We start from the raw sequence: 23,550 nt of genomic DNA on the forward strand, positions 1-23,550 counted from the left end.
CGCTCAGTCCCGCGGCGTGCGGGGGGCGGTGAACACGAACTCGTTGCAGCCGAGACCACCCCGGCACGTCTTCAGGAAGCGCAACCGGAATCCGCGCCCGTGCAGGAAGCCGAAGATCTGCTCGGGCGTCGCGACCTCGAACGGGAAGCCGCCGATCCAGTCCACGAGGTCGTGCCCCTGGGACATGCCACGCCTCGGGACGCGGCTGGGCACCGGCTCCCCGACGGCGCGTTTCGCCATGTTGGCGACGGCGGTCCGGGTCCTGAAGTACGTCTTGCCGCCCAGGAGGAGACTCTTCCTCGTGAGCGGCCCGCCCTGGACGTAGCGCCGCTTGATCCGCCACCACACGCGACTGGCCAGGCCCTGGTCGTTGTAGATGGCGATGAACAGCGAACCGCCCGGCTCCGTCAGCGCGGACGCGGCGCCGATCGCCCCCCACATGTCGCCGGTGTGGTGGAGGACCCCCCACGAGTACACGATGTCGAACGTGCCGAGGCCCGCGAGGTAGGCCTCGTCGAGGATCGACCCCCGCTCGACCGTCCAGTCCTCTCGCGAGGCGTAACGGTCGCGCAGCAGCGAGCAGGCGGCGACCGAGTCGGGGTCGTAGTCGAAGGAGTGGACCCGCGCGCCCAGGCGGCGCGCGGCGAGTGAGAACAGACCGCTGCCGCATCCCACGTCGAGGAAGGACCGTCCGGAGAGGTCCTCGACGCCGAGGGCCGCCGTCAGCGATGCCACGGCCTGCTCGATGCGCCGCTCGTCCATCAACTCGATGAACTTCAGCCAGTTGTCGCCGAACGCGAACCGATCTCGGCCGATCGCCTCCGCCTGATGGGTTGTCACCGATTGACTCCGTTTCTGGAGAGTGAAGGAAGTAAGGCAGCCCCGGCCGTGACGACCGGGCGCTTCGTGCCGCGGCCGATCAGGTCGTCCCGCCGCCGGCGGCGTAGCCGTACCTGTGCAGATGCGCGGACAGGCAGCGGTCCAGCAGTGCGAGCTGGTCCGGGGTCAGGTCCCGCCGGAAGGCGTCCAGGCGCCCGGCCCGGAAGGTGTGACGCGCGAAGCCCCGTTCGAAGGAGGGCGTCCAGGGAAGCCCGAGGAAGTCGAGCACGGCGTTGACATGCTTACGCGGATCGGCGAGCAGGTCCTCGTAGCGCACTTCGAGCCACTGCTCCGCCGGCACCGCGGCGCGTGCGATCTCGAAGGCGTCCATCTGGATCTGCCACGCGATGCCCGCCAGATGGACCAGCGATCTGCCCTCCTTCTCCCACTCCTCCCTGTACCAGGGCGGCAACGGGCCCAGCTTCCAGCGCGACGGGCCCAGGTGCCCTCGCCACCAGGTCATCTGCAGGTGGGAGTTGGCGACCGCGCGCCCGTCGCGCACGATGTGCACGAAACGCGCGTCGGGAAAGATCCTGTGCAGGAAGGCCGCTCGCGGCCACAGCGTGAACTTGTGGACGAGATGGCCCGTCCGCTGTTCCGCCGCCCGCCCACCGAAGAAGCGGCGCATCCTCCCCGCCAGCCACGGGGTCACGTCGTCGGCCGTCAGATCCCGGAACGGATCCACGACGGCGGGCGAGACCTCCCGGCTCAGCACCCGCTGCCCCTCGCACGGGCGCACCCTCAGCCGTCGCCCCTCCAGGGCAGGGACGGTGGTCAGGCGGTAGACCCTCCCCGCGTTCCGCCGGAGAAAGCCAGGGGTCCGCGCCGACCGGTCGTCCCAGTTGGACACGAACCCCACCTGTGGATGCCTCGCGAGCACCTCGTAGAGCAGCGTCGAACCGCAGCGCCCGGTGCCGATCAGAAAGTCCAGCAATTCGGCCTCCTGCCGTAATAGTGACCGGGATGGAGACCGCCCCTCCGCGTCTCGGCGACGTGCCGGCCGGGCGATCCTCCGGTGATTCACAAAGGTGCGGCCGCGTCCGCGGCGGCCTCAGCGGCGGCCTCAGCGACCCGCGTGGCCGGGCACCCCGCTCGGACGCGACGCGCGGCGGGCAGATCCGGGCCCACGCGTCCGGTCGCCGCGGCGCCACGCCAGGTCCTCGTACAGCTCCTCGAACCACTCAGCGGTCTCGGCGATGTCCACGCTGTCCGCGCTGGCCTGGGCTCCGGACCGCAGCTCCCGGTGCGTCCGGTGCTCCATCGCCTGGATCACCCCTCCGGCCAGGGCCTCGGGCGAGCCGGGTTCGGTGAGGATCCCGTTCCAGCCGTGGGTGATCAGGTCGGCCAGTCCCCCCACCCGGGTGGAGACGACGGGCACCCCCGCCGCGAGCGCCTCCATGACCACGACGGGCAGGCCCTCGTAGTCGGAGCTGAGAACCAGCAGGTCGGCCGCCGCGACGAGCCTTCTGGCGCCCGGCACCGGCCCGAGGACGCGGACGGTTGCGTCGAGACGCCGTCGCCTCACGTCCCGAACGGTGTCGTCGCGCAGCGGGCCGTCACCCGCGAGCACGAAACGGGCGTCCGGGCAGGCCCGCGCCACCTCGGCGGCCGCCTGAACGAGCATGCGATGGTTCTTCTCCGGCCGGAAGTTAGCGACGGTGACGCACAGGAAGGCGTTGTCCGGAACGTCGAACTCGCGCCGCACGGCGGCGGCCCGGGCGGCCCACCACCGCTGTCCTCCGACGTCGACGCCGTGCACCCGGATCAGCACATGACGGGACCCGAGGACGGCACGGGACCTCGCGACAGCCGGCGACACGGCCACCGTGCGGTCGTCGAGGCCGCGGGTGAGCCGATCGAGGTACATCGTCTTGGCCCACTGCACGCCGTGGACCGTCGAGACGAGCGCGGGCCGCCGTCTGGTGAGCCGGACGAACGGGCGGAGCACGATGGCGGGCGCGGGAGAGTGCACGTTGAGCACGTGGGGCGCCAGCCGGCGGACCGCGGCGACGAGCCTCGCGTAGACCAGCGCGCGCGGGCACGCGCTGAGATCGATCACGGTCACCCCGGCCGCGCGCAGTCGCGCGATCAGCTCGCCGGTCGACGCGCGCAGGCAGATCACGATGTAGGTCACGGCCGAATGCGCCGGACGGCCCGCGGACCCTCTGCGCGCCGCCAGAAGCCGCTCGACGAGCAGCACCTCGGTGCCTCCGGTGTCGAGGGTCTTCACGACCTCGCACACCCGGAGTTCACTCATGGTCCACCCGCCGGACGCCGTCTCATCGTTGTGATCACAGCCGGAAGCGGCATGACGGCCCATGTGCTCCACCACCGATTCTCCGCTCTCCGCCACGCGGTGCGCGGCGCAAGGGCGCAGTCAGATTCGATTCAATTCGATTTCCGCCGGAGCATTCGATTGCTGCCCGCCTCTGGAATTCCTGGTCCACCGTACTGCCGCCAGCAGGCTGGCCACCATGACGATCGGCATGCGCTGCCTAAATATCAAGCCAACGTTGGCCATGGTCGTCGAATAGACGATGACGCCGGGCACGAGAAAGAACAGCAGAATAATCAGAACCCTCCGGTCGGTACGCCAGAGGAATCGAGCGCCGCGCACCGCGGCGAAGAGAAGAAAATACGAGATGAGCGCGTCGATCTTCCCGAGTTGCAGCGCCAGGCTTCCCTGGGCCCAGGGGAAGGGCGAGAAGACGGTGTAAAGCAGTTTCAGCCCGAGCGAGCTCCACGCGCTTCCTCCGTCGTCGAAGGAGACGCCGGATCCGCCGTCACCGTTTGCCTGGCGCACGACGTCGGACTGTCCGGTGTCCAGTTGGTCCATCAACGCCTCGACGGCGGCGGTTCCGATCACGCCGTAATAGATGAACGCCGCACCGGCCAGCAGGGCGCCGAAGGCGAGCAGACGCCGCGGCGAGAACCCGCGATCGACACCCAGGAGACTGACGGCCAACGGAACCAGGCACATGAACACCATGTAGGAGCGCACGTTCCAGAGGGCCCAGAGCAAACACCCGAGAATGAGCACCTTGCGCACCTCGAAACGCCGGGCCATCGACACCCCCAGATACAGCGAGGCGACGACGAGAAACGCGTTGAACCCGTCCTTGTACGTGTCCGACGTGTGCAGCAGGAAGGACGGCAGGAACGCCGTGACGACGAGCAGCAGGAACGCCGCACGCTCGTCGGCCCCGAGTAGCCGCGCGAACCGGTACATGACGACGCACAGCGCGCAGGCGACCACCGCGACGACGGCCGTGCAGGCCAGCGGCGCGGGCCCCCCGCACAGGTAGATGACGACGGCGAACAGATGGCAGGGAAGGGCCACTCCGGCGAGCGCGGGGTTTTCCTCCGCGGTGACCACATGGAATCCCGCGCTTTTCCACGAGGCGACGATCTCGGTGGCCCACACTTCGTACACCCGATTGTCGCCGCCGTAATGGATGACTCCGCTGCGCGTCACGAAGACGTGCACGAGCAGCCGGGCCGCGAAAGCGAGCAGCAGAACGGGAAACGCACGCCGCGCGACCGCCCCTTCCAGGCTCGCGTGCACGATAACGGCCAGCGCCACCACCGCGACTGCCACGACAATGTATTCCATGGAGATCCGCCTCAGTTCCTTCCACCCCGGCATGCGGCCCCAGCAGCGGAAATCAGACCACCGGCGCGACGCTCCGCGACGGCGACGTTAGCCGCCGAACCGTCCGGCATCATCCGACGGCGCGCCGATGGTCCGCTGATTACCTTTTCCTGCGAACTCTTTCCGGACCGCCGCGCCTTCGGCGAAGCGAATCCGTGAACCCGCGGCGAGCCGCCCCCGTACCGGCGCAAAACAGCCGGCACGGGCGCCGGCCCCGGCTCTCGATACTTGATCACGGGCAGGTAGGGAGCGCCCAAATATTTCTCCACCGCGGCGACGGCGCGCACAGACCCGTGCCGATCCGGAGCTAGCTTCTCCGAGGTGAGCCAGCCCCGTCATCAAGGAGCTCTATGAAGCCGGACGGCCGTATTCGGGTCATGGAAATCATCGCGCGCATGAACGTCGGCGGCCCGGCGACCCAGATTCTGGGGCTGTACGAACGACTGAACCTGGAGGAGTTCGACCACCGCCTCTACACCGGACAGGTCGAGGAGAACGAGAGCGACCGGCTCGGGGTCCGGGACGGAGGGGCGCGGATCCATCGCGTCGCCGGCCTGGGCCGCTCGGTCCGGCCCGCCGACGACTGGCGCGCGCTGCTCCGGCTGGCCGCCGAGATGCGGGCCTTCCGGCCGCACATCGTGCACACGCGTACGGCCAAGGCTGGCGCGCTCGGCCGGGTGGCCGCCCGCCTCGCCCGGGCCGGATCGGCCTGGGACGGGGGGCGGACCGCGCACGTCTTCCACGGGCATCTGCTCGACGGCTACTTCTCGCCGGTCAAGCGCCGCCTCTACGTCATGGCGGAGCGCCGGCTGGCCGCGATGACCGACCACCTGGTGACGGTCGGAGCCAAGGTGCGCGACGACCTGCTCGCGGCCGGGATCGGCCGTCCGGGGCAGTACGTCGTGATCCCACCCGGCGTACGGCTGGGCGCGGTGCCCGGCCGCGAGGCCGCCCGCGCGCACCTGGGGCTTCCCCCGGACGCGCCGGTCGTCGCCTTCGTCGGCCGGCTCACGGGGGTGAAGCGGCCCGACCGGTTCGTCGCGGTGGCGCGGGCCCTGCTCGCGCGGCTGCCCGGCTGCCGGTTCGTCGTCTGCGGCGGCGGCGAGCTCACCGGCGAGGTGGAGCGGGCCGCGCAGGCGGCACCTGGCGCCTTCCACCTGCTGGGGTGGCGGGCGGACGTCGAGACCGTGTACGCGGCGGCCGACGTCGTCCTGCTCACCTCCGACAACGAGGGCACGCCGCTGACGTTGATAGAGGCCGGAATGGCGGGCACTCCCGTGGTCGCCACCCAGGTGGGCAGCGTCGGGGAGGTCGTCCGGCACGGGGTCACCGGCCTGCTGGCCGCCACGGACGCGGGCGAACTCACCGCGCACGCCTACCGGCTGCTGACCGACCCGGCGCTGGCCCGCCGCATGGGCGAGTCCGCCCGCCGATGGACGACGGACTCCTTCGCGGTCGAGCGCCTGGTGGCCGACACCGAGGCGCTCTACCGGTCGCTGTGCGCCGCGCCCGGCAGGAGCCCCAGCCCGATCACAAGGAGCATCACATGAGAGTCCTGGTCACCGGAGGCGCCGGGTTCATCGGCGCCAACCTCTGCCGGACGCTGACCACCCGGCCCGAGGTGGAGAGCCTCACCGTGCTCGACGACCTGAGTAGCGGGGACCCGGCCAACCTCGCCGACGTCGGGGCCGACCTCGTGATCGGCAGCATCCTCGACCGCGATCTGCTGGCCGAGCTCGTCCCGAGGGCCACGCACGTGATACACCTCGCGGCGCGACCCTCCGTGCCCCGGTCGGTGAAGGACCCTCTCGCCTCGCACGCCGTCAACGCGACGGGGACGCTGCACGTGCTGGAGGCGTGCCGGGCCACCCGCCCGCACGTGACCCTCGCCTCGTCCTCCTCGGTGTACGGCGACTGCGCCGAGCCCTTCAAGCACGAGGATCTGCCGGCCCGGCCGCTCAGCCCGTACGGCGCGAGCAAGCTCGCCACCGAGGCGTACGCGCTGGCTTACGCCGCCAGCTACGGGCTGCCGGTGCTGCCGTTCCGCTTCTTCAACGTGTACGGCCCGCTGCAGCCGGCCGGGCACGCCTACGCCGCGGTGATCCCGGCTTTCGTCAGCGCCGCCCTGGCCGGGCGGCCGGTGCCGATCCACGGCGACGGACGGCAGGCGCGGGATTTCACCTACGTCGGGTCGGTCGCGGACGTCCTCGCGGACGCGGCGGTCCGCGAGGTGACCAGCGCCACCCCGGTCAACCTGGCGTTCGGCACGCGGGTGTCCCTGCTGGACCTCAAGGACGCCCTGGCCGCCGTGCTCGGACGGCGGGTGGAGGCGGAGTTCCTGCCGCCCCGCGCGGGCGACATCCGCGAGTCGCAGGCGTCGGCCCGGCTGCTGCTCGACCGGTTCCCCGGCGTCCTGCCGCTGCCGCTGGAGGAGGGCCTCCGCCTCACCGTGACCTGGTTCGAGAAGACGTCCGGCGTCGCGGACGCCTGACCGTCACTTTTTGCGCACGAAGTCCTTATTGCGACCCTGCCAACCGCCACTTGCTGGGAGAACTCGTTGACCACGTCAAGCGGGAACACATATCTGATCACGGGTGGGAGCGGCTTCGTCGGGTCCCACCTGACCGACGCCCTGCTCGCTCGCGGTGACTCCGTCGTCGTGTTGGACGACCTGTCGACCGGTCGTACGGCGAACCTCGCCCAGCACGCGGGCAACCCGCGGCTGCGTGTGATCCAGGGCTCCGTCCTGGACGAACTCGTGGTGGACGAGCTGGTGCACGAGTGCGACACGGTGGTGCACCTCGCCGCCGCCGTCGGGGTGAAGCTGATCGTCGAGCGGCCGCTGCGGTCGCTCACCACCAACGTCCGCGGCTCGGAGATCGTGATCGAGGCGGCGCACCGATACCGGCGGAAGATCCTGGTGACCAGCACCAGCGAGATCTACGGGAAGAACTCCGCCGGTCCGCTGCCCGAGGACTCCGACCGGATCCTGGGCAGCCCGGACATCGTGCGGTGGGCCTACAGCACGGCCAAGGCGGTGGAGGAGATCCTCGCCAACGCCTACCACCGGGAGCGCGGACTGCCGACGATCGTGGTCCGGCTGTTCAACACGGTGGGGCCACGGCAGAGCCCGGCGTACGGCATGGTCATCCCGCGCCTGGTCCGGCAGGCGCTGGCCGGCGTCCCGCTCACCGTGCACGGGGACGGCACCCAGACCCGCTGCTTCGCGCACGTGCGGGACGTGGTGCGCGCGCTGCTCCTGCTGCTGCACGACGAGCGCGCCGTCGGGCGGACCTTCAACATCGGCTCCAGCGACGAGGTCAGCATCATGGAGCTCGCCAAGCTGATCGTCGAGCTGTCCGGGAGCACGTCCGGCGTCGACCTCGTGCCGTACGCCGAGGCGTACGGCAGCGGCTTCGAGGACATGACCCGCCGGGTGCCCGACACCACCAGGCTGCGCGAGCTGACGGGGTGGACGCCCGCGCTGTCGCTGGACGACATCCTGCTGGAGACCATCGCCGAGGGCCGCGCCGAACTCGGGGCCACAGGCCGGTGATCGGCCATGCCGCCCTGGTCACGGCGATCGCCGCGTTCGTCGCGTGCGCGGTGGCGACCCCCGTGCTGCGACGCCTCGCGCTGCGCTGGGAGCTCACCGACCGGCCCGGAGGGCACAAGTCGCACCGCCGGCCCACACCCTACCTGGGCGGGATCGCCATCATGCTGGCCACGGTCGTCCCCCCGCTCGCGCTCGCCGGTCCGGCCGTCGCGCGGATCGCCGGCATCCTGGTCGGCGCCGTCGCCATGGCCCTGCTCGGCCTGATCGACGACATCGCGCCGCTCCCCCCGCCGACCCGGCTGGCCGTACAGACGCTGGCGGCCGGGGTGGTGGTCGTGAGCGGTGTCGTGGCCCCGGTCACCGGAAGCCGGCTCGACATGGTGATCACGCTGCTGTGGATCGTCGTGGTGAGCAACTCGTTCAACCTGCTCGACAACATGGATGGCGCGCTCGGCGGCGTCACCGTGGTCGGCGCCGCGCTCCTGTCGGCCGCCGCCTTCGTGTCCGGGCAGCCGGAGACCGGTCTGCTTCTGGCCGCCCTGTCCCCCGCCGCCCTGGGGTTCCTGCTCTACAACTGGGCTCCCGCGCGGATCTTCATGGGGGACGCCGGCTCACTGTTCATCGGGTTCACGCTGACCTCGTCGGCGGCCCTGGTGGTGAGCGGCGCCGGTCCGGGCACGGCGACCGCCGGCCTGCTGCTGCCGGCCTTCGTCGCGATCGTCGACACCGGGATCGTGATGCTGGCCCGGAGCAGGGCGGGCCGGCCGCTGTTGCAGGGCGGCTCCGACCACCTCTCGCACCGCCTGCACCGGCTCGGCCTCGGCAAGCGGCTCACCGCCCTCGCGCTCGCCGCCCTGGCGGGCGCGGCCGGCCTGGTCCACCTGGCGACGACGCTGGGCTGGGTCGCGCCGGTCGCCGCCGCGGCCGCCGCGGGAGCGGCCGGGTGCGTCGTGGTCGTGCTGGCGCAGCGCGTCCGGGTCTACCCGTCGATCCGTCCCAAGACCGCTATTCGTGTGAGGCGATGACGCACCCATGGAACTGCTTTATTACGCGCGGCTGATGCGCAGGCACTGGCTGCTCCTGCTGCTCTCGCTGCTGACGGGCGTGGGAGCGGCCGTCCTCGTGACGGTCGACACCGCGCCGAGATACGTCGCCGGGATCACCATGCTGGTCTCGGCCGACGACCGGGAGGGCAGCCTGTCGACCGCGCTCCAGGCGGGGGCGCTGTCCCAGCAGCGGGTCCAGTCGTACGCCACCCTGCTGACCAGCCGCCGGGTGGTCGGCCAGATCGCCCAGGGTGAGGACGTCGACGCCCTGCAGGAGGACATCACCGCGACCGCGATCCCCAGCACCAGCCTGCTGCGGGTCGCCGTCGCCGACAGCGACCCGAAGCGCGCCGCCCAGCGGGCCGACGCCCTGGGCGCCGCGTTCACCCGGCTGATCGACGAGATCGAGCGGCCCTCCTCCAAGAGCCCGCCGACGGTCCGGGTCGCCGTGATCGACAAGGCGGAGGTCCCGGAGGAGCCGGTCTCCCCCCGGCTCCTGGTCAACGTGGCGCTCGGCGGGCTGACCGCGCTGTTCGCGGCCGTCGGCTGGGTCGTCCTGCGCGACCGCCTGGACACGACCGTCAAGACGGCGGACGCGCTGCAGCAGGTCTCCCGGACCTCACTCCTCGGGGTGATCGGCTACGAGCGGGAGGCGCGCAGGAAGCCGCTGATCACCGGCGGGGGCAGCCGCTCGGCACGGGCGGAGTCGTTCCGGTCGTTGCGGACCAACCTGCAGTTCATCGGGGTCGACCGGCAGCCGAAGTCGCTCGTCGTCACCAGTTGCCTGCCCGACGAGGGCAAGTCGTCCACCTCGGTGAACCTGGCGATCACGATGGCCGAGGCGGGCTGGCGCGTGATCCTGGTCGACGGCGACCTGCGCCGCCCGAGCGTCCCGGGTTACCTCGGCATCGAGGGCGGCACCGGTCTCACCGACGTCCTGATCGACAAGGCGAACCTGGCCGAGGTCGTTCAGACGTGGGGCCGGCCCGGCCTGTCGGTGCTGCCGAGCGGGCGGATCCCGCCGAACCCCAGCGAGCTGCTCGGCTCGCAGGGCATGCGCGCGATGCTCGCCCAGCTCACCGCGGAGTACGACATGGTGATCATCGACGCTCCGCCGCTGCTGCCCGTCACCGACGCCGCCGCCCTCGGGGCGATCTGCGACGGCGCGCTGCTCGTCGTACGGCACGGCAGGACCCGGCGCGAGCAGGTCGTCCGGGCCGTCGAGCTGCTGTCGTCGATCAGCGCCCGCCTCGTCGGCACCGTGCTGAACTTCGTGCCGGCCAAGCACGGCTCCTACTACGGCCACGGGTACGGCTACGACCCGGCGGAGCAGGAGACCGCGCCGGAGACGCCGCGGCCCCAGGCGCCCATGCCGGTGTAGCGGGCGGACCTGTGTAGCAGGCGGATCTGTGTAGTCGGCGGATCTGGGTAGTCGGCGGACCACGTGCGTGGGGCCCGCGTCGCGACGACGCGGGCCCCACGCGTTCGCGTGTGTGACGACGACCGGGCGAGTCAGGCAGGCAGGCGCGTCAGCAGGCGGACGGGGACGGCCAGGCAGTCATGGATGTGGCGGGCCGCCGCGCGGTAGGCCCTGCGGGAGCCTCCGTAGGGATCGGCGATGTCGGGCCGGTCCACCCGGACCAGCCCGCGCAGCGCTCCGGCCTCCTCCAGCAGGGCCCGTGCCCGGCGTACGGGATCGCGGTGGTCCAGCACCCGGTCCGCGGGGACGGCGCCGGCCAGCGTGCCGAACTCGGCGATGGTGAACGCGCGCCCGGCCGCGACGGGATGCAGGGCCACCGCCGTGGTGCGGTGCTCGGACGAGGCCGCCAGCACGAGATCGGCGTGGGCCACCGCCTCGGCGGTGAGCGGGCGTGAGGCGAAGCCCTCCGCGCTCCCCCCGAGCCGGACCAGCTCCCTTCGGGCGCCCTCGTCCATCGGCCGGCCCGGCAGGGCCCGGGTGCCGGCGCTGACCACCGTGATCGGCGCGCCGGATCCGAGAGCCGCCACTGTCAGCCGCTCCGCCAGCGGAGATCTGCAGATGTTGCCCGTGCAGACGAACAGGATGCGGAACCCGGCCCGGTCATCACCGTCATGAGCAGGGTCATGAGCGGCAGCACGGTCCCCGGCGCGGTCGCCGTCACACGTACGCTCCATGAAACGGGACGTTAGGGCGCGGCGGGCGGGCGGGCGCGCACGGCACGCCGCCCTTTACGGTCTCCAGCCCCATCACCGTTCCCGGGCCCGGGCACCCGTCCCCACCGCCACAGGCGCGGGCGCGGGCCGCCTCGTGCGGCCCGGGCGCCCGTCCGTCTCACTGCTCCTCTATCCCACGGTGTCTCGATCCCACGGCGTCCCGAACCACGGCGTCCCGTCACCGCACAGGGCAGCCCTCGTCGTTGCGCCGGATCACGGTCTCCTGTGGGCGGACCAGCGGCTGCACCGGGACCACCGGCGCGGCCGCGGTATAGGGCTCGAGCAGGTCGAGCTCCACCGTCCTCGTCTGCCGGGGGGCGAACTCCAGCACCGACGAGAAGACCGGATGCGACCGCTCGTACTCGGTGTAGAACCCGGAGGAGCGGCCGTCCACCCGCATACCGGTCGCCTCCGCGCCGACGGCGCCGTACAGCGACACCCACAGCAGGTTCGACCCTGGGACGTGGGCCTTCCCCGGGGAGTCGAGCCGGTCGGTGACGTAGCCGGGCAGGTGCCCGCGCGGCACGTCGTTGGCGAGCGCGAACCGCACGGTCGCCGGGCGTTTCCCGTCCGGGCGGCAGGGGCCCAGCTCGTAGGTGAGCGAGCGGCCCAGGTAGTAGTCGAGCTTGGTCCCGGCCGAGTTGTTGACGACGAGCGCCGCGTAGGGCCCCGGACGCTCGGGCAGCACACCGCCGAGCGGCGTCGCCGCGAGCCGCCGCTCCTCGTCCTCCCTGCGGTTCCAGATCTGGATCCGGCGTTCGGCGACCAGCCGGGACAGGACCGGCAGCAGCCGCGCCGGCTCGGGATTCGCCCCGATCAGGGCCTCGCTCACGGCGCCGGCGATCCTCATGAGGTACTTCTTGCGATCGGCGGGGTCGGGGTAGCGCTCGTACGCCGCCCTCTCGGTGAGATCGACCACGTTCCCGGCCGTAACCGTCTCGCCACCTGGCAGCCGGACCGGCCCGATGATCTCCAGCACGCGGGCCAGGCCGACCGGGTCGGTGGCGATGGCGCCGTCCACGGTCCGGCCCGTCTGCCGCTGCCACAGTCCCGCCCAGGTGCTCGCGGCGTACGGGAAATGCGGCGAGAGGTTGGACACCGACAGCATGCTGGTCGCCCCCGGCCCGTAGCGCGCCAGGAAGCGCGGCCCGTGGTCGACCACGGGCTTCGAACCACTCGCGAGACCGTTGTCGGCCGACAGCCGCGCGATCCCGAGCCTGCCGCGGTCGGCGGTGAGGATGCCGTACGCGCCGACCAGGCCGCCCGTCCCGCGCGCCTCGGCGTTGGTCTGGAACGCCAGGAAGTATCGCCGCGGGCCGTCGCGGCCGAGCATGGGCGGCGCGAGCGCCGCGACGTTCGCGGCCGCGCCCGCCCAGCCCTGGACCCTTCCGGTCTCCCGCACCATCGTGTCGCGCGCCCGGTCCACGACATCGAGGCCGGTCCGGGCGGGGGTGCGCGCCAGCCGCGACCGCGCCGCCGCGATGCGCACGACGGCGCGGTCGAGGGCCGGCGCCAGCGCGTCCAGCACCTGCAGCGTCCGGTTCTGATCGCCCCCCGCGAGGGCGCCGCCTCCCGGCATGAGCGGCGCGGCCACGTGCTGGACTCCGGCCAGCACGTCGGTGAGCTCCGCTGCCGCTTCCGAAAGGCCGCGGATCGTCGTCGCCGCGTCCCCCGCGAACGGCACGTGCGTGAGCAGGGCCCAGTCGGGGCCGCCGGTGAGCCGCCGCGCCTGCTCCGCGTGCCGGCGGGCGTCCGCGATCGTCACGCCCAGCGGGTCGCCCGGCGCCCCGAGGCGGGCGGTACGCAGCCGGAGCAGGGCGTCCCGCGTCGCCTCCAGGTGCTCGCGCACGCTCAGCCCGAGATGCACCGACCAGCCCCCGGCCAGCACGAGGCCGAGGGCCAGCGACGACAGGCCGGCGACTACCAGCCTGTGCTTCCTCCTCCTAGGCACCGTCTGCTCGGCACCCGTCTACTTGGCGTCGGTGGACCGGCGGCGCCGCGCGGACAGCAGAGTGCAGCCGAGGGCCACGGCCAGAAGGCCCGCACCCGCCGCGGCGACCCCCATCGGCGCACCCGTGAACGGCAGCTGAGGGCCGGCGACCGGCCCGGGACCGCCGCTCATGACCCCCTGGGGGCCCATCCCGGACTCCCCCTCGTCGAACGTCCCCTCGTCGAACGACTCCTCCTCGGGCTCCTCCTCGAAGCCTTCCTCGGACTCCTCCGCGGGCTCCTCCTCGGAGAAGTCCACGGCGGGCTCGGCGACCCCTTCCGGCGCCCCCTCGGCGTTCTGCACGGCGTTCTGCATCGGGACGATCCCGTTGTTGCCGCCCGCACTGCCCGGTCCGATGACGGGCTGGCCCGCGCCGTTGTCGTTCTGCGTGTCGTTTCTGGTCCAGGCGCCGGGCCCGGTGTTGTTCCACTGCGGTCCGTTGCCCCACCACATCGGCCCGTTGTTGTTGCAGTTGCCGTTGGCGCAGTTGTTGGTGTCGTTCACCGTCTCCGGCTCCGCGACCTGCACCTGCTCGACCGGGACCGCGCCGGCCACGACCGGCTCGACGACATGGTCGGCGGCGTTCGCGCCATCCGCGCCATCCGCGCCGTCCGCGCCGCTGCCGTCCGCGCCGCTGCCGCCCCTGCCGTCCGCACCGCGACCGTCCGCACCCGCGCCGCCCGCACCGTCCGCGCCGGCGCCGCCCGCACCCGCACCGCCCGCGCCGCCCGCACCGCCCGGGCCACCGACCAGCACGCCCTCCCGGGCGAGACCGTCCAGTTCCGCGAAGGGATCCGGGCCCAGGAACACGAAGGCGAACGGGTTGAAGGGCCTGGGCGGGTACGGCTGCATGGCCACATTCGGCGCCGCTGTGTAGGTCTGTGCGACGGCGGCGGCGGCCGCGGTGCCGCCGAGCGTCAGGCCGCCCGCGACCGTCGCGGCCAGAAGAATAGGTACTGTATTTTTTCGTGCCACTTTGGACTCCCGATAACGGCCGCTCAACTCTTTGAGCATTTGCGCGGATTGCCAGCGATATCTCGCTGCTCGACTGTTATATGCATCTGGCCAGGAGCCGCCCCATCGCGGCGCACCGTGCTTACCGAAGGATCGTCCAGGTTTTCGGTTCGTTGACCGCAGTCGCGTCGCCGCAGGTGATCGGGCAGGTGAGTCAACCGTACGGGCCTGCGCCCGCGATTAAGGAACGGGACACGCGCCGCGCTCACGCCTGGATGTCCGGCGAGCCAAAGAATTCACCAACGCCCCCCGGCGGGCCCCCTGCGGGAGATGTCCGAAGGCGATACTCGGTCCGTGCGCGGAGCAGACGACGGAGCTGTGAGAGCGGTCACGCGGGTCATCGGCGAGCTGTGCCTGCCCGTGGGGCTGGTCCTGCTGCTGTTCTACGCGTACCTGCTGTGGGGCACCAGCGCGGAGACCGAGCGGGAGCAGCGCGTCCTGCAACGACGGCTCGGTGAGGTCTTCGGCAGGCACGACGGGCACGCGGGCCCGGGCCCGGGCCTGGGTGCGGTGCGGCTCGGCGACGCCCTGGCGCTGCTGCGCATCCCGCGGCTGGGCGCGCACTACCGGTTCGCCGTCGTCGAGGGCGTCGGCCCGGCGGAGCTGCGCAAGGGCCCCGGCCACTACCCCGGCACGGCGCTGCCCGGGCAGCTGGGCAACTTCGTGCTCTCCGGCCACCGCACCACCTACGCCGCGCCGTTCAACCGGATCGACGAGCTGCGGCGCGGCGACGACATCGTGGTGGACGCGCGGGACGCCCGCTACACCTACGAGGTGGCGCGCAAGGAGGTCGTGGATCCCGGCGAGGTCGACGTCGTCGATCCCGTCCCCGACCACCCCGGGCGGCGGCCCACGACCGCGATGATGACCATGACCACCTGCCACCCCGAGTTCTCCGCGGCGCAGCGCCTGATCGTCCAGAGCGTGCTCGTCCGCCGCGAGGAGCGTCACCACTGACCGAGGGAGATCCGGCGTGTACCGATTCCTCTGGCGACGGCTGCCCGGCGGCACCGTGCTCCGGCTGGCCGTCGTGCTGCTGCTGAGCGGCGCCGCCATGGCCGCGCTGTGGTACGTCGTGTTCCCCTGGCTCGCGCCGCGGGTGCCGATCGGTTAGCCGGGCGTCCGGGCGCCATAACACCGCAGTAGGGGCAAACTGACCTGTCCCCCGCCGAGCTCGCCGAACATACGTTTGCGGGTGCCCCACCCTGGACTCCACCGATCACCGGCGTGCCCGCGCCGCCGGTCCTCCGGTGCCTCTGGTGGCCGTCCCCCGACCGAGGAGATCCCCATGCACATCCCATCAAGGTTCCTCCGGGCCGTCTCGGCCCTGCTCCTGGGACTGACCGTGCTGATCACGGTGTCGCCGGCGCGCGCCGCCGAGCCGTTGACCGCCACGGCGGCGGTGCGCGTGCTGCGGTACGACGCGAGCCGGGCCGCCGAGTTCCGCACCGTGATGGACCAGGCCGCACAGGTCTGGAACGCGCGCGTCGGCAACGTCCGGCTCGTGGCGGGCGCGCCCGCGGACTTCGTGGTGCTCGCCGACGACGGCTGGCCCCGCACGAGCGTCACCAGGCTGGGCCGGGGCACCATCTGGATGGGCAGGGAGGCGGTCGCCGACGGCTACTATCCCCTGCGCATCGCCACCCACGAGATCGGGCACATCCTCGGCCTGCCCGATCGGCGCACCGGCCGTTGCACCGACCTGATGTCCGGTCACAGTGCCCCGGTGAGCTGCACCAACGCCAACCCCAGCGCGGCCGAGTGCAGCGAGGTCGACGCGAACTTCGCCGGCTCCGCCCTCGCCGCCGGCGAACGCACCGGCCTGGTCTTCGTCGACCGCGCGGACGCCGCCGGCGACCTGGTCTCCGCGCGGTGACGGACTCCAGGGGAGCGCGACCCTGAGGACGCCGTTCGATGGTCCGGTTCAGGAGTCCCGTTCAGGGGCCCGGTCCGGAGGGCGCCCGTTCGAAGGTCCGGTTCGGAGGGCGCCGTTCAGGAAACGCGGTCAGAGGGCGACACCGAGGAGCGCGTCGGCGACGTCGCGCACCAGCGCCGGAGAGGAGGCGTCGTCGCCCTCCTCCGCCGCCCAGGCGTCGATCGCCGCGAGCGCGCCCGGGGCATCGAGATCGTCGGCGAGGCGCTCGCGCACCGCCGCCAGCACCGGGGCGCCCGCGGGGCCCGCCGGGCGGGCCACCGCCGCCCGCCACCGCGCCAGCCTGTCCTCGGCCGCGGCGAGCTGGTCCGGCGTCCACTCCCAGTCCTCGCGGTAGTGGTGCGCCAGCAGGGCCAGCCGGATGGCCACGGGGTCGGCGGTCTGCCGCAGCCGGGAGACGAACACGAGGTTGCCCCTGGACTTCGACATCTTCTCGCCGTCCAGGCCGACCATGCCCGCGTGGACGTACGCCCGCGCGAACGGCCACTCGCCGGTGGCCACATGCCCCTCGCAGGCGCCCATCTCGTGGTGGGGGAAGATCAGGTCCGAGCCGCCGCCGGCGACGTCGAAGCCGCTGCCCAGGTTGCGCAGAGCGATGGCGGTGCACTCGATGTGCCAGCCGGGCCTGCCGCGGCCGAACGGCGACTCCCAGGACGGCTCTCCCGGCCGTTCCGCCCGCCACAGCAACCAGTCGAGCGGATGGCGCTTACCGTCCCTGCCGGGGTCGCCCCCGCGCTCGCCGAACAGCTCCAGCATGGTCTCCTCGGAGTAGCCGGAGACCGCGCCGAACTTGGGCGCGGACGCGACCGAGAAGTAGACGTCCCCGTCGATCTCGTACGTGGCGCCCCGCTCGGCCAGCCGGGCGATCAGTTCGGCGATCTCCCCGACGGTCTCGGTGACCCCGACGTACTCGCGGGGCGGCAGGATGCGCAGCGCCTCCATGTCGGAGCGGAACAGCTCGATCTCGCGCTCGCCGAGGGAGCGCCAGTCGGTCCCGGTCGCCTCGGCCCGCTCAAGCAGCGGGTCGTCCACGTCGGTGGCGTTCTGGGTGTAGTGCACGTCGTGGCCGGCGTCCCGCCACACCCGGTTGACCAGGTCGAAGGCGAGGTAGGTGTTGGCGTGCCCGAGATGGGTGGCGTCGTACGGCGTGATGCCGCAGACGTAGAGCCGGGCCTCGCCGGAGGGGGCCGTCTCCCGCACCTCACGGGCAGCGGTGTCGTACAGACGGAGCGGAAGGCCCGTACCAGGCAATCTGGGGACATTCGGAGCAGACCACGATCGCATGGGGTGAAGCCTATCCGCGTGGCCGGCGGACCGGTTCAGCCGGTCTGCTCCACGAGGTGTCGATCTCGTGCCAGGTGGCGGGGTCGTCGGGCTGGGGGCAGAAGTCGTAGCGCAGCCCCTCCTCCGCGAGGGCGACCAGCGTGATCGAGAGGCTGGCGAAGACCCGCCCGTCCGCCAGCCGCTGCCGCACGACCAGCGCACGGGGATCGTCCCAGGGCACCCCGGCGCCCGACGCGGGATCCAGCCACTCCCCCCAGAAGCGTTCGGACGAGCCGCCCATGGTCCACGCGGGCCGGGCCGCCCGCGCGAAGCGGGGCTGGAACCAGGCGGTGCGCGGCCGGCTCGCGCCGCGGTCCCAGCCCGAGTTCACGATCATGTGCACGCCCGCGGGCAGCTTCTCCTCGGCCAGGGTCACGCCGTCCCAGCTCCACAGCCGTACGCCGTCGAGCCCGCCGAAGACGAGATGAAAAGGGTCATACCAGGACAGATCGACCGGTGGGAGTTCTCCCGCGGCGGCGGCGAGGAGGGGCAACTCACCGCGCGATCGGCGCCTGCCCGCCGGGGCCGCGACGCCCTCACCGTTGAGCAGCGCGGCCACCCGCCGCCCGGCGGGGTCGGCCGCCAGCCAGGTGCCGCCCGCCTCCAGGTCGCGGCCTCCGATCACGCCGGGATACGCGGGCCAGTGCCGGTCCGGCGACATCCACGGCCGCGTGACGAACTCGTCACGCACTCCCGCCAGGAGCACCGGCGTGCCGGCCTCCGGCTCGATGCTCACGACGACCGTACACAATGCGTGTTCCCTCCAATATCGGTAGAGACCCCTGCAGAGTGCACAATTCGCTCGTTCTGCGCAAGCCTGGGTGCGGCGATCAAATCGGGGGCCACGGGATCGCCGGCCAGTCCTCGGAGGGATGCGGGTGGACTCCGGTGGCCACCAGCCTCTTGACCCGCTCCCATGTGGCCTCCACCTCGGCCTGCGTCAGCAGCTCGCGCAGGCGCCGGCCGAGGCGCCCCCGCTCGATCTCGCGCTCCAGCCGCACCAGCACGTTGACCGCCTCGCGCGGGAGCGTCTTGCCGCGCCACTGCCACAGCACGGTGCGCAGTTTGTCCTCCACCGCGAAGCAGACCCCGTGGTCGACCCCGTACACGTGCCCGTCGGGCAGCGGCAGCAGGTGGCCGCCCTTGCGGTCGGCGTTGTTCACCACGGCGTCGAACACGGCCATGCGGCGCAGGGCGGAGTTGCGGCTGCGCATCAGGCCCATGAGGTCGGTCTCGGGATCGGCGTCGATCCACAGCTGCACCATCCCCGGGCCGAAGGGGCCGTCCCGGTAGACGGTCGGCGGCACGATGCGCCATCCGGTGACGGCCGCCACCTCGTAGGCGGCCACCTCCCGGGCCGCGAGCGTGCCGTCGGGGAAGTCCCACAGGGGCCGCTCCCCGCGCACCGGCTTGTACACGCACGCCGCCGCGTGCTCGCCGTTCCTGATGGAGCAGTAGAGCGTCATGTTCGTGGCCTCGACGAGTCGTCCCGCCACTTCTAAGGTGCCCTCCCGCAGCAGGCGCATGGCCGCCGCGTCGTCCAGTCCCGGCCCATCCACGTCGCTGATGCTCGCCTCGCCCTCGGCCGTCATCCGGTTCCTCGCCCGCGCGGCACGAGGCCGCCCTTCCACCTGTTCACACCGCGCCTCACGCCGACAGCCCTCCGGGGTGGTGACCGTTGAGGCGGACGCATATGTGGCCCTCGGAGTCGAGGGGCCGGCCGCACAGCGGGCACGGCGGACGGCCCGCGGCGACCACCTCCAGCGCCCGGCGGCTGAACGCGCGGGCGGCGGCGGCGCTGATCCGCACCCTGAGGACGGCGGGCTCGGGCCGGTCGTCCAACGGCGGCTCGTCCTCCTCGTCGTCCTCGTCGTCCTCGGAGGCCTCCTGCGCCTCGATGATCACCTGGGCGGTCTCGGGATCCCAGGCGAGCGCCATCGTGCCCACCCGGAAGTCCTCGTCGAGCGGCAGGTCGAGCGGCCCCACGTCGGCCAGCTCCGCGGGGGCCATGGCCGGGACCGGCGCGCGCCCTCCGCTGCGTCGCAGCACCTCGTCGAGCAGTTCGTCGAGGCGGTCGGCGAGCACGGCGACCTGGAACTTCTCCAGTGCCACCGTGGTGATCCTGCCCTGCCCTCGGGCCTGCAGGAAGAAGGCTCGCGCGCCCGGTTGCCCAACGGCACCGGCCACGAACCTGTCAGGCGGATCGTAGTCGAAGACCGGCATAACCCGACCCTATGCGGTCCCGGGTCCACCGCCGACGGCGGCATCGCTTCCGGTGAGGGTTTCTCCCCCGTCGTGGTCCTCCGGCTCCTCCGGCGGAGGTATGAGGCCGGCCACTCCTCCGCCCACGTCGTTCGCCCTGAGCAGGAAGGGACGCAGGGCGGTGTAGCGGATCGCCGTGACGGACACGGGATCGGCCGTGATCCGCTGGAACTGGTCCAGGTGCAGGCCCAGCGCGTCGGCCACGATCGCCTTGATCACGTCCCCGTGGCTGCACACCAGATAGGTGGCCTTCTCGCCGAGCCGCTCGTTCCAGTCGCGTACGGCCCGCACGGCCCGGCTCTGCACCTCCGCCAGAGCCTCCCCGCCGGGGAACACCGCCGCGCTGGGATGCGCCTGCACGACCCGCCACAGCGGCTCCTCGGCGAGCTCCTTCAGTGGCCTGCCCGTCCAGTCGCCGTATCCGCACTCGCCGAACCTGTCGTCGGTCTGCACGGAGACGGGGCGGCCCTGCGCGATGGCGGCGGCGGTCTCCTGGCACCGCTCCAGCGGGCTGGACACGATGGCGTCCAGCTCCAGGGGCGCGAGCCGTTCCGCCACCGCGCGCGCCTGCTCCCGGCCGCGCTCGTCGAGGTGGACGCCGGGGGTCCAGCCGGCCAGCACGGGGCCGGTCATCGCGGTGAGGCCGTGCCGTACGAGAAGAACGGTCGTCATGACTGCACCACCCCGAGAGCCAGCAGAGTGAGGAGGAACGTTCCGGCGAAGACGCGGTAGACGACGAAGACCGTCGTCGAGTGACGCGCCACGTAACGCAGGAGCCAGGCGATCGAGGCGTATCCGACGGCGAACGCCACGACGGTCGCGATCACGGTCGGCGCCAGAGGCGGGCCGCCGCCGTCGCCGACGTGCCGCAGCTCGAACAGCCCCGAGAGGATCACCGCCGGGATCGACAGCAGGAAGGAGTAGCGGGCGGCCGCCTCGCGCGTGTATCCGAGGAACAACGCGCCGGTCATCGTGGAGCCCGAGCGGGAGGCGCCGGGGATCAGCGGCAGCATCTGCCAGGCGCCGATGATGAGGCCGTCGCGCATGTTGAGGTCGGCGACCTCCTTCTTCTTGCGCCCCATCTGGTCGGCCACGAGCAGCAGCAGGCCGAAGACGATGAGCATGGCCGCGTTCAGCCAGAGGTTGCGGGCCGGGCCCTCGATCGCGTCCTTGAACAGCAGGCCGGCGACACCGATCGGGATCGTGCCCAGCCCGATGTACCACCCCATGCGCGCGTCGAGGTCCCCGCGCAGCTCCGGCGTCCACAGGCTGCGCAGCCAGGTCCAGGTGATCCGGACGATGTCCCGCCAGAAGTAGATGAGCACCGCGAGCATGGTGCCGAGCTGGATCACCGCGGTGAACGCGGCGCCGGGGTCGTCCCACCCGGCCAGTTTCGGCACGATGAGCAGGTGTGCCGAGCTGGAGATGGGCAGGAACTCGGTGAGACCCTGCACGAGCCCGAGCACGATCGCCTGTAGTACGTCCATGGTGCGGACAGCCTATCGGCTAGTCTGTCCGCACCATGGACCAGCGACTAGTCGGGCGCAGCGGTCTGTCGGTGTCCAGGATCGGGCTCGGCACGATGACCTGGGCCCGCGACACCTCCGCCGAGGAGGCGACGGCGCAGCTCACCGCTTTCGCCGAAGCCGGCGGCACGCTGATCGACACCGCGGACGTGTACGGCGGCGGCGACGCCGAGCGCCTGATCGGCCGGCTCGTCCGCGACGTGGTGCCGCGCTCGGAGCTGGTCATCGCCACCAAGGCCGTGCTCACTCCCGGCGGTGAGCGCGACGCCTCCCGCCGTCACCTGATCCGCGCCCTCGACGCCTCCCTGGCCCGGCTCGGGCTTGAGGAGGTCGACCTGTGGCAGCTCCACGCGTTCGACCCCCGGGTGCCGCTGGAGGAGACGCTCGCCGCCGTCGACTTCGCCGTCTCGACCGGGCGTACGGCCTACGCGGGCGTGTGCGACCACACGGGCTGGCAGCTCGCCGCCGCCGCCACGTGGCAGCGGTGCGGCGACTCGCGGGCCCCGATCGTCGCGGCGCAGGTGGAGTATTCCCTGCTGGCCAGGGAGGCCGAGGAGGAACTGCTGCCGGCCGCCGCGCATGTGGGCGCCGGGGTCCTCGCCTGGTCACCGCTCGGGCGCGGCGTGCTGACCGGCAAGTATCGCACCGGCATTCCCGCGGACTCCCGCGCCGCCACCCCGCACTTCGCCGAGTTCGTCCGGCCGTACCTGGACGAACGGTGCCGCAGCATCGTGGAGTCGGTGACGACGGCGGCGGAGGGGCTCGGCGTGTCGCCGCTCTCCGTGGCGCTCGCCTGGGTGCGCGACCGCCCGGGCGTGTCGTCGGCGATCGTCGGCGCGCGCACCCACGCGCAACTCCTCGGCGTGTTACAGGCCGAGAAGCTGACACTGCCGTGGGAGATCCGCGAGGCACTGGACGACGTCTCCGACCCCTGATCCGCCGTGCCGGACGTGGACGGCGAACGAGAATCGTCCTCACGTATCACACATCGATACCGAACTGCAACTTTCTACTGCATAACCCCGCGCTCGGGCGAAGAGTGGCGGGTATGTCGGGGGATGGACCAGAGCACTGCGGAAGGGGACACATGGGGATCGTAGGCAAGGCCTCCGCGATCTCCGCCGGGGCTCTCGCGATCACCCTGGGCGGAGGACTCCCTCTCGCCGCATCCCCGGCACAGGCCTTCGACTGCACGGGAGGCGGCGGCCTGGTCTCCGGCATCACCGGCGGCGTCTGCTCCCTCGTGGACGGCGTGGGCCAGCTGACGGACGGCGTCACCGACGTCGCGGACAAGGCCACCGGCGGGCTGACGGAGCCGGTCACGAAGGCCGTGGACGACACGCTGAAGACGACCACCGGAGCCGCGGGCACGGCGGTGAACGACGTCGGCAAGGCGGTCGACAAGGCCGGACAGACGCTCACCGGGGCCACGAGCACCGCGACCGCGGCGGCGCGCGGAGCAACGAGCACCGCGACCGCCGCGGCGACCGCGGCGGCGACCGCGGCGGGCACAGCGGTGAGCGGCGCCACGGGAGCGGTGAGCGGAGCCACGGAAGCGGTGCGCGGCGCGACCGGAGCTGTGACGGGCGCAGCCGCCCACAGCCCCTCCCCCAGCGTCCAGAAGCTCACCGACGGGCTGACCCGCGCCGTGCAGGACACCTGCCTGCCCCTGGTCGCCGGCGAGGGCTGCGCGTCCGATGAGCGCCGCGAGAGCGGCGAGGACGACGGAAAGACGCAGGCGGCCGGCAAGAAGGCGACACGGCCCAAGGCGTCCCTGACGCCCGAGGGCACCCTTTCGCCCGAGCCCTACCGGCCGCGTCTCGTCGCGGCGCTCGAGGACACTCCGGATCCGGGCCGCGCGGCGAAGGTGGACCCCGACGAGGACGGCGTGATCCCCCTCCTGTGGCCCGGGCAGAAGATGCCCGAACTGCCCGAACTGCGCGGCGCCCCGGCGGGCGCGCGCGCTCGGGACCATCGGACCTACGACGCGGCCGGGACGGCCCTCACCGCGGTTCTGCTGCTGTCGGCGCTGCTCGCCACCCGCGTGGTCTCGGCCCGGCGGGCGCGTGCCGGGCAGGAGGAGCCGGACGAGTCGATCCCCTTCGAGGGCGGCCTGCGGCTGCCGGGGAAGACGGGACGCCACCGGCTCGCCTGAGCGCGGCAGCGTACCGGCCGG

23 protein-coding genes are annotated in these 23,550 nt (G+C 72.3%); 10 read left to right on the forward strand and 13 right to left on the reverse strand.

Features of this window, described 5'->3' with window-relative positions:
- Positions 1-3 precede the first annotated feature (3 nt).
- The 4 genes from FLX07_RS20190 to FLX07_RS20205 form a co-directional block, all read right to left on the reverse strand.
- A complete protein-coding gene (locus FLX07_RS20190; RefSeq protein WP_208762302.1) occupies positions 4-840 on the reverse strand; it encodes a class I SAM-dependent methyltransferase in 837 nt (278 codons plus the stop codon).
- Between the two features lie 79 nt (positions 841-919).
- Positions 920-1,813: a sulfotransferase family protein gene (locus tag FLX07_RS20195; protein WP_167748320.1), complete on the reverse strand. Its 894-nt coding sequence runs from the start codon at positions 1,811-1,813 to the stop codon at positions 920-922.
- Positions 1,814-1,942: 129 nt separating this feature from the next.
- Positions 1,943-3,136: a glycosyltransferase gene (locus tag FLX07_RS20200; protein WP_167748321.1), complete on the reverse strand. Its 1,194-nt coding sequence runs from the start codon at positions 3,134-3,136 to the stop codon at positions 1,943-1,945.
- Between the two features lie 120 nt (positions 3,137-3,256).
- Positions 3,257-4,492: a hypothetical protein gene (locus FLX07_RS20205; protein WP_142572382.1), complete on the reverse strand. Its 1,236-nt coding sequence runs from the start codon at positions 4,490-4,492 to the stop codon at positions 3,257-3,259.
- Positions 4,493-4,908: 416 nt separating this feature from the next.
- On the opposite strand from FLX07_RS20205, the gene FLX07_RS20210 reads away from it, so the two are divergent.
- The 5 genes from FLX07_RS20210 (at position 4,909) to FLX07_RS20230 (ending at position 10,514) form a co-directional block, all read left to right on the forward strand.
- Entirely contained in the window at positions 4,909-6,081 is a 1,173-nt protein-coding gene (locus FLX07_RS20210) for a glycosyltransferase (RefSeq protein WP_223853914.1), read from the forward strand.
- Positions 6,078-7,022: an NAD-dependent epimerase/dehydratase family protein gene (locus tag FLX07_RS20215; RefSeq protein ID WP_142572384.1), complete on the forward strand. Its 945-nt coding sequence runs from the start codon at positions 6,078-6,080 to the stop codon at positions 7,020-7,022. Before FLX07_RS20210 ends, FLX07_RS20215 begins: the two co-directional genes overlap by 4 nt.
- A 66-nt stretch (positions 7,023-7,088) precedes the next feature.
- Positions 7,089-8,087: an NAD-dependent epimerase/dehydratase family protein gene (locus FLX07_RS20220; RefSeq protein WP_142572385.1), complete on the forward strand. Its 999-nt coding sequence runs from the start codon at positions 7,089-7,091 to the stop codon at positions 8,085-8,087.
- The gene (locus FLX07_RS20225) at positions 8,084-9,112 is read left to right on the forward strand and encodes a glycosyltransferase family 4 protein (RefSeq protein ID WP_142572386.1); all 1,029 of its coding nucleotides are present in this window, start codon (positions 8,084-8,086) and stop codon (positions 9,110-9,112) included. The genes FLX07_RS20220 and FLX07_RS20225 overlap by 4 nt, the downstream gene beginning before the upstream one ends.
- Before the next feature lie 7 nt (positions 9,113-9,119).
- Positions 9,120-10,514, forward strand: coding sequence for a tyrosine-protein kinase domain-containing protein (locus FLX07_RS20230; protein WP_142572387.1), 1,395 nt, complete (start codon positions 9,120-9,122; stop codon positions 10,512-10,514).
- A 131-nt stretch (positions 10,515-10,645) separates the two neighbouring features.
- Here FLX07_RS20230 and FLX07_RS20235 read toward each other — a convergent pair whose 3' ends face one another.
- From FLX07_RS20235 to FLX07_RS20245, 3 genes are all read right to left on the reverse strand, one after another.
- Positions 10,646-11,287: an arsenate reductase/protein-tyrosine-phosphatase family protein gene (locus tag FLX07_RS20235; protein ID WP_142572388.1), complete on the reverse strand. Its 642-nt coding sequence runs from the start codon at positions 11,285-11,287 to the stop codon at positions 10,646-10,648.
- Positions 11,288-11,504: 217 nt separating this feature from the next.
- A complete protein-coding gene (locus FLX07_RS20240; protein WP_142572389.1) occupies positions 11,505-13,277 on the reverse strand; it encodes a DUF4012 domain-containing protein in 1,773 nt (590 codons plus the stop codon).
- An 18-nt stretch (positions 13,278-13,295) separates the two neighbouring features.
- Positions 13,296-14,291, reverse strand: coding sequence for a hypothetical protein (locus FLX07_RS20245; RefSeq protein ID WP_142572390.1), 996 nt, complete (start codon positions 14,289-14,291; stop codon positions 13,296-13,298).
- A 357-nt stretch (positions 14,292-14,648) separates the two neighbouring features.
- Between FLX07_RS20245 and FLX07_RS20250 the strand changes: the two genes are divergently transcribed.
- The 3 genes from FLX07_RS20250 (at position 14,649) to FLX07_RS20255 (ending at position 16,206) form a co-directional block, all read left to right on the forward strand.
- Positions 14,649-15,287, forward strand: coding sequence for a class E sortase (locus tag FLX07_RS20250; protein ID WP_142572391.1), 639 nt, complete (start codon positions 14,649-14,651; stop codon positions 15,285-15,287).
- Positions 15,288-15,303: 16 nt separating this feature from the next.
- Positions 15,304-15,444 carry a hypothetical protein gene (locus FLX07_RS36545; RefSeq protein WP_167748323.1) on the forward strand — a complete coding sequence of 47 codons (141 nt, stop codon included), beginning with the start codon at positions 15,304-15,306 and terminating at the stop codon, positions 15,442-15,444.
- A 174-nt stretch (positions 15,445-15,618) separates the two neighbouring features.
- Entirely contained in the window at positions 15,619-16,206 is a 588-nt protein-coding gene (locus tag FLX07_RS20255; protein ID WP_142572392.1) for a snapalysin family zinc-dependent metalloprotease, read from the forward strand.
- A 129-nt stretch (positions 16,207-16,335) separates the two neighbouring features.
- Here the strand turns inward: FLX07_RS20255 and mshC are convergent, their stop codons facing one another.
- The 6 genes from mshC to FLX07_RS20285 form a co-directional block, all read right to left on the reverse strand.
- The gene (gene mshC, locus FLX07_RS20260) at positions 16,336-17,547 is read right to left on the reverse strand and encodes a cysteine--1-D-myo-inosityl 2-amino-2-deoxy-alpha-D-glucopyranoside ligase (protein ID WP_142572393.1); all 1,212 of its coding nucleotides are present in this window, start codon (positions 17,545-17,547) and stop codon (positions 16,336-16,338) included.
- Positions 17,548-17,557: 10 nt separating this feature from the next.
- The gene (locus FLX07_RS20265; RefSeq protein ID WP_229689851.1) at positions 17,558-18,322 is read right to left on the reverse strand and encodes an NRDE family protein; all 765 of its coding nucleotides are present in this window, start codon (positions 18,320-18,322) and stop codon (positions 17,558-17,560) included.
- A gap of 94 nt (positions 18,323-18,416) precedes the next feature.
- Positions 18,417-19,178 (reverse strand): SCO1664 family protein, encoded by a 762-nt coding sequence (locus FLX07_RS20270; protein ID WP_142572395.1) that lies wholly within the window; start codon positions 19,176-19,178, stop codon positions 18,417-18,419.
- A gap of 55 nt (positions 19,179-19,233) precedes the next feature.
- Positions 19,234-19,809 carry a DUF3090 domain-containing protein gene (locus FLX07_RS20275; protein ID WP_142572396.1) on the reverse strand — a complete coding sequence of 192 codons (576 nt, stop codon included), beginning with the start codon at positions 19,807-19,809 and terminating at the stop codon, positions 19,234-19,236.
- A gap of 9 nt (positions 19,810-19,818) precedes the next feature.
- The gene (locus FLX07_RS20280) at positions 19,819-20,520 is read right to left on the reverse strand and encodes a histidine phosphatase family protein (RefSeq protein ID WP_142572397.1); all 702 of its coding nucleotides are present in this window, start codon (positions 20,518-20,520) and stop codon (positions 19,819-19,821) included.
- Entirely contained in the window at positions 20,517-21,335 is an 819-nt protein-coding gene (locus FLX07_RS20285; RefSeq protein WP_142572398.1) for an undecaprenyl-diphosphate phosphatase, read from the reverse strand. The genes FLX07_RS20280 and FLX07_RS20285 overlap by 4 nt, the downstream gene beginning before the upstream one ends.
- 35 nt (positions 21,336-21,370) lie before the next feature.
- Here FLX07_RS20285 and FLX07_RS20290 point away from each other — a divergent pair, with 35 nt between their 5' ends.
- Complete coding sequence (locus FLX07_RS20290; RefSeq protein ID WP_142572399.1) at positions 21,371-22,309, forward strand: aldo/keto reductase; 939 nt, start codon at positions 21,371-21,373, stop codon at positions 22,307-22,309.
- 152 nt (positions 22,310-22,461) lie between these two features.
- Positions 22,462-23,529 carry a hypothetical protein gene (locus tag FLX07_RS36550; protein ID WP_167748324.1) on the forward strand — a complete coding sequence of 356 codons (1,068 nt, stop codon included), beginning with the start codon at positions 22,462-22,464 and terminating at the stop codon, positions 23,527-23,529.
- The last annotated feature ends 21 nt before the right edge of the window (positions 23,530-23,550 follow it).

This window comes from Microbispora bryophytorum, assembly GCF_006874465.1.
GTDB classification, from domain to species: domain Bacteria; phylum Actinomycetota; class Actinomycetes; order Streptosporangiales; family Streptosporangiaceae; genus Microbispora; species Microbispora bryophytorum.

Excerpts from the sequence above, each read along its gene's own strand:
- FLX07_RS36550 (WP_167748324.1), top strand. The coding sequence starts at position 22,462 with ATGGGGATCGTAGGCAAGGCCTCCGCGATCTCCGCCGGGGCTCTCGCG.
- FLX07_RS20200 (WP_167748321.1), bottom strand. The coding sequence starts at position 3,136 with ATGAGTGAACTCCGGGTGTGCGAGGTCGTGAAGACCCTCGACACCGGA.
- FLX07_RS20290 (WP_142572399.1), top strand. The coding sequence starts at position 21,371 with ATGGACCAGCGACTAGTCGGGCGCAGCGGTCTGTCGGTGTCCAGGATC.
- FLX07_RS20285 (WP_142572398.1), bottom strand. The coding sequence starts at position 21,335 with ATGGACGTACTACAGGCGATCGTGCTCGGGCTCGTGCAGGGTCTCACC.
- FLX07_RS20270 (WP_142572395.1), bottom strand. The coding sequence starts at position 19,178 with ATGACGGCCGAGGGCGAGGCGAGCATCAGCGACGTGGATGGGCCGGGA.
- FLX07_RS20255 (WP_142572392.1), top strand. The coding sequence starts at position 15,619 with ATGCACATCCCATCAAGGTTCCTCCGGGCCGTCTCGGCCCTGCTCCTG.
- FLX07_RS20280 (WP_142572397.1), bottom strand. The coding sequence starts at position 20,520 with ATGACGACCGTTCTTCTCGTACGGCACGGCCTCACCGCGATGACCGGC.
- FLX07_RS20215 (WP_142572384.1), top strand. The coding sequence starts at position 6,078 with ATGAGAGTCCTGGTCACCGGAGGCGCCGGGTTCATCGGCGCCAACCTC.
- mshC (WP_142572393.1), bottom strand. The coding sequence starts at position 17,547 with ATGCGATCGTGGTCTGCTCCGAATGTCCCCAGATTGCCTGGTACGGGC.
- FLX07_RS20235 (WP_142572388.1), bottom strand. The coding sequence starts at position 11,287 with ATGGAGCGTACGTGTGACGGCGACCGCGCCGGGGACCGTGCTGCCGCT.
- FLX07_RS20210 (WP_223853914.1), top strand. The coding sequence starts at position 4,909 with ATGGAAATCATCGCGCGCATGAACGTCGGCGGCCCGGCGACCCAGATT.
- FLX07_RS20230 (WP_142572387.1), top strand. The coding sequence starts at position 9,120 with ATGGAACTGCTTTATTACGCGCGGCTGATGCGCAGGCACTGGCTGCTC.
- FLX07_RS20205 (WP_142572382.1), bottom strand. The coding sequence starts at position 4,492 with ATGGAATACATTGTCGTGGCAGTCGCGGTGGTGGCGCTGGCCGTTATC.
- FLX07_RS20275 (WP_142572396.1), bottom strand. The coding sequence starts at position 19,809 with ATGCCGGTCTTCGACTACGATCCGCCTGACAGGTTCGTGGCCGGTGCC.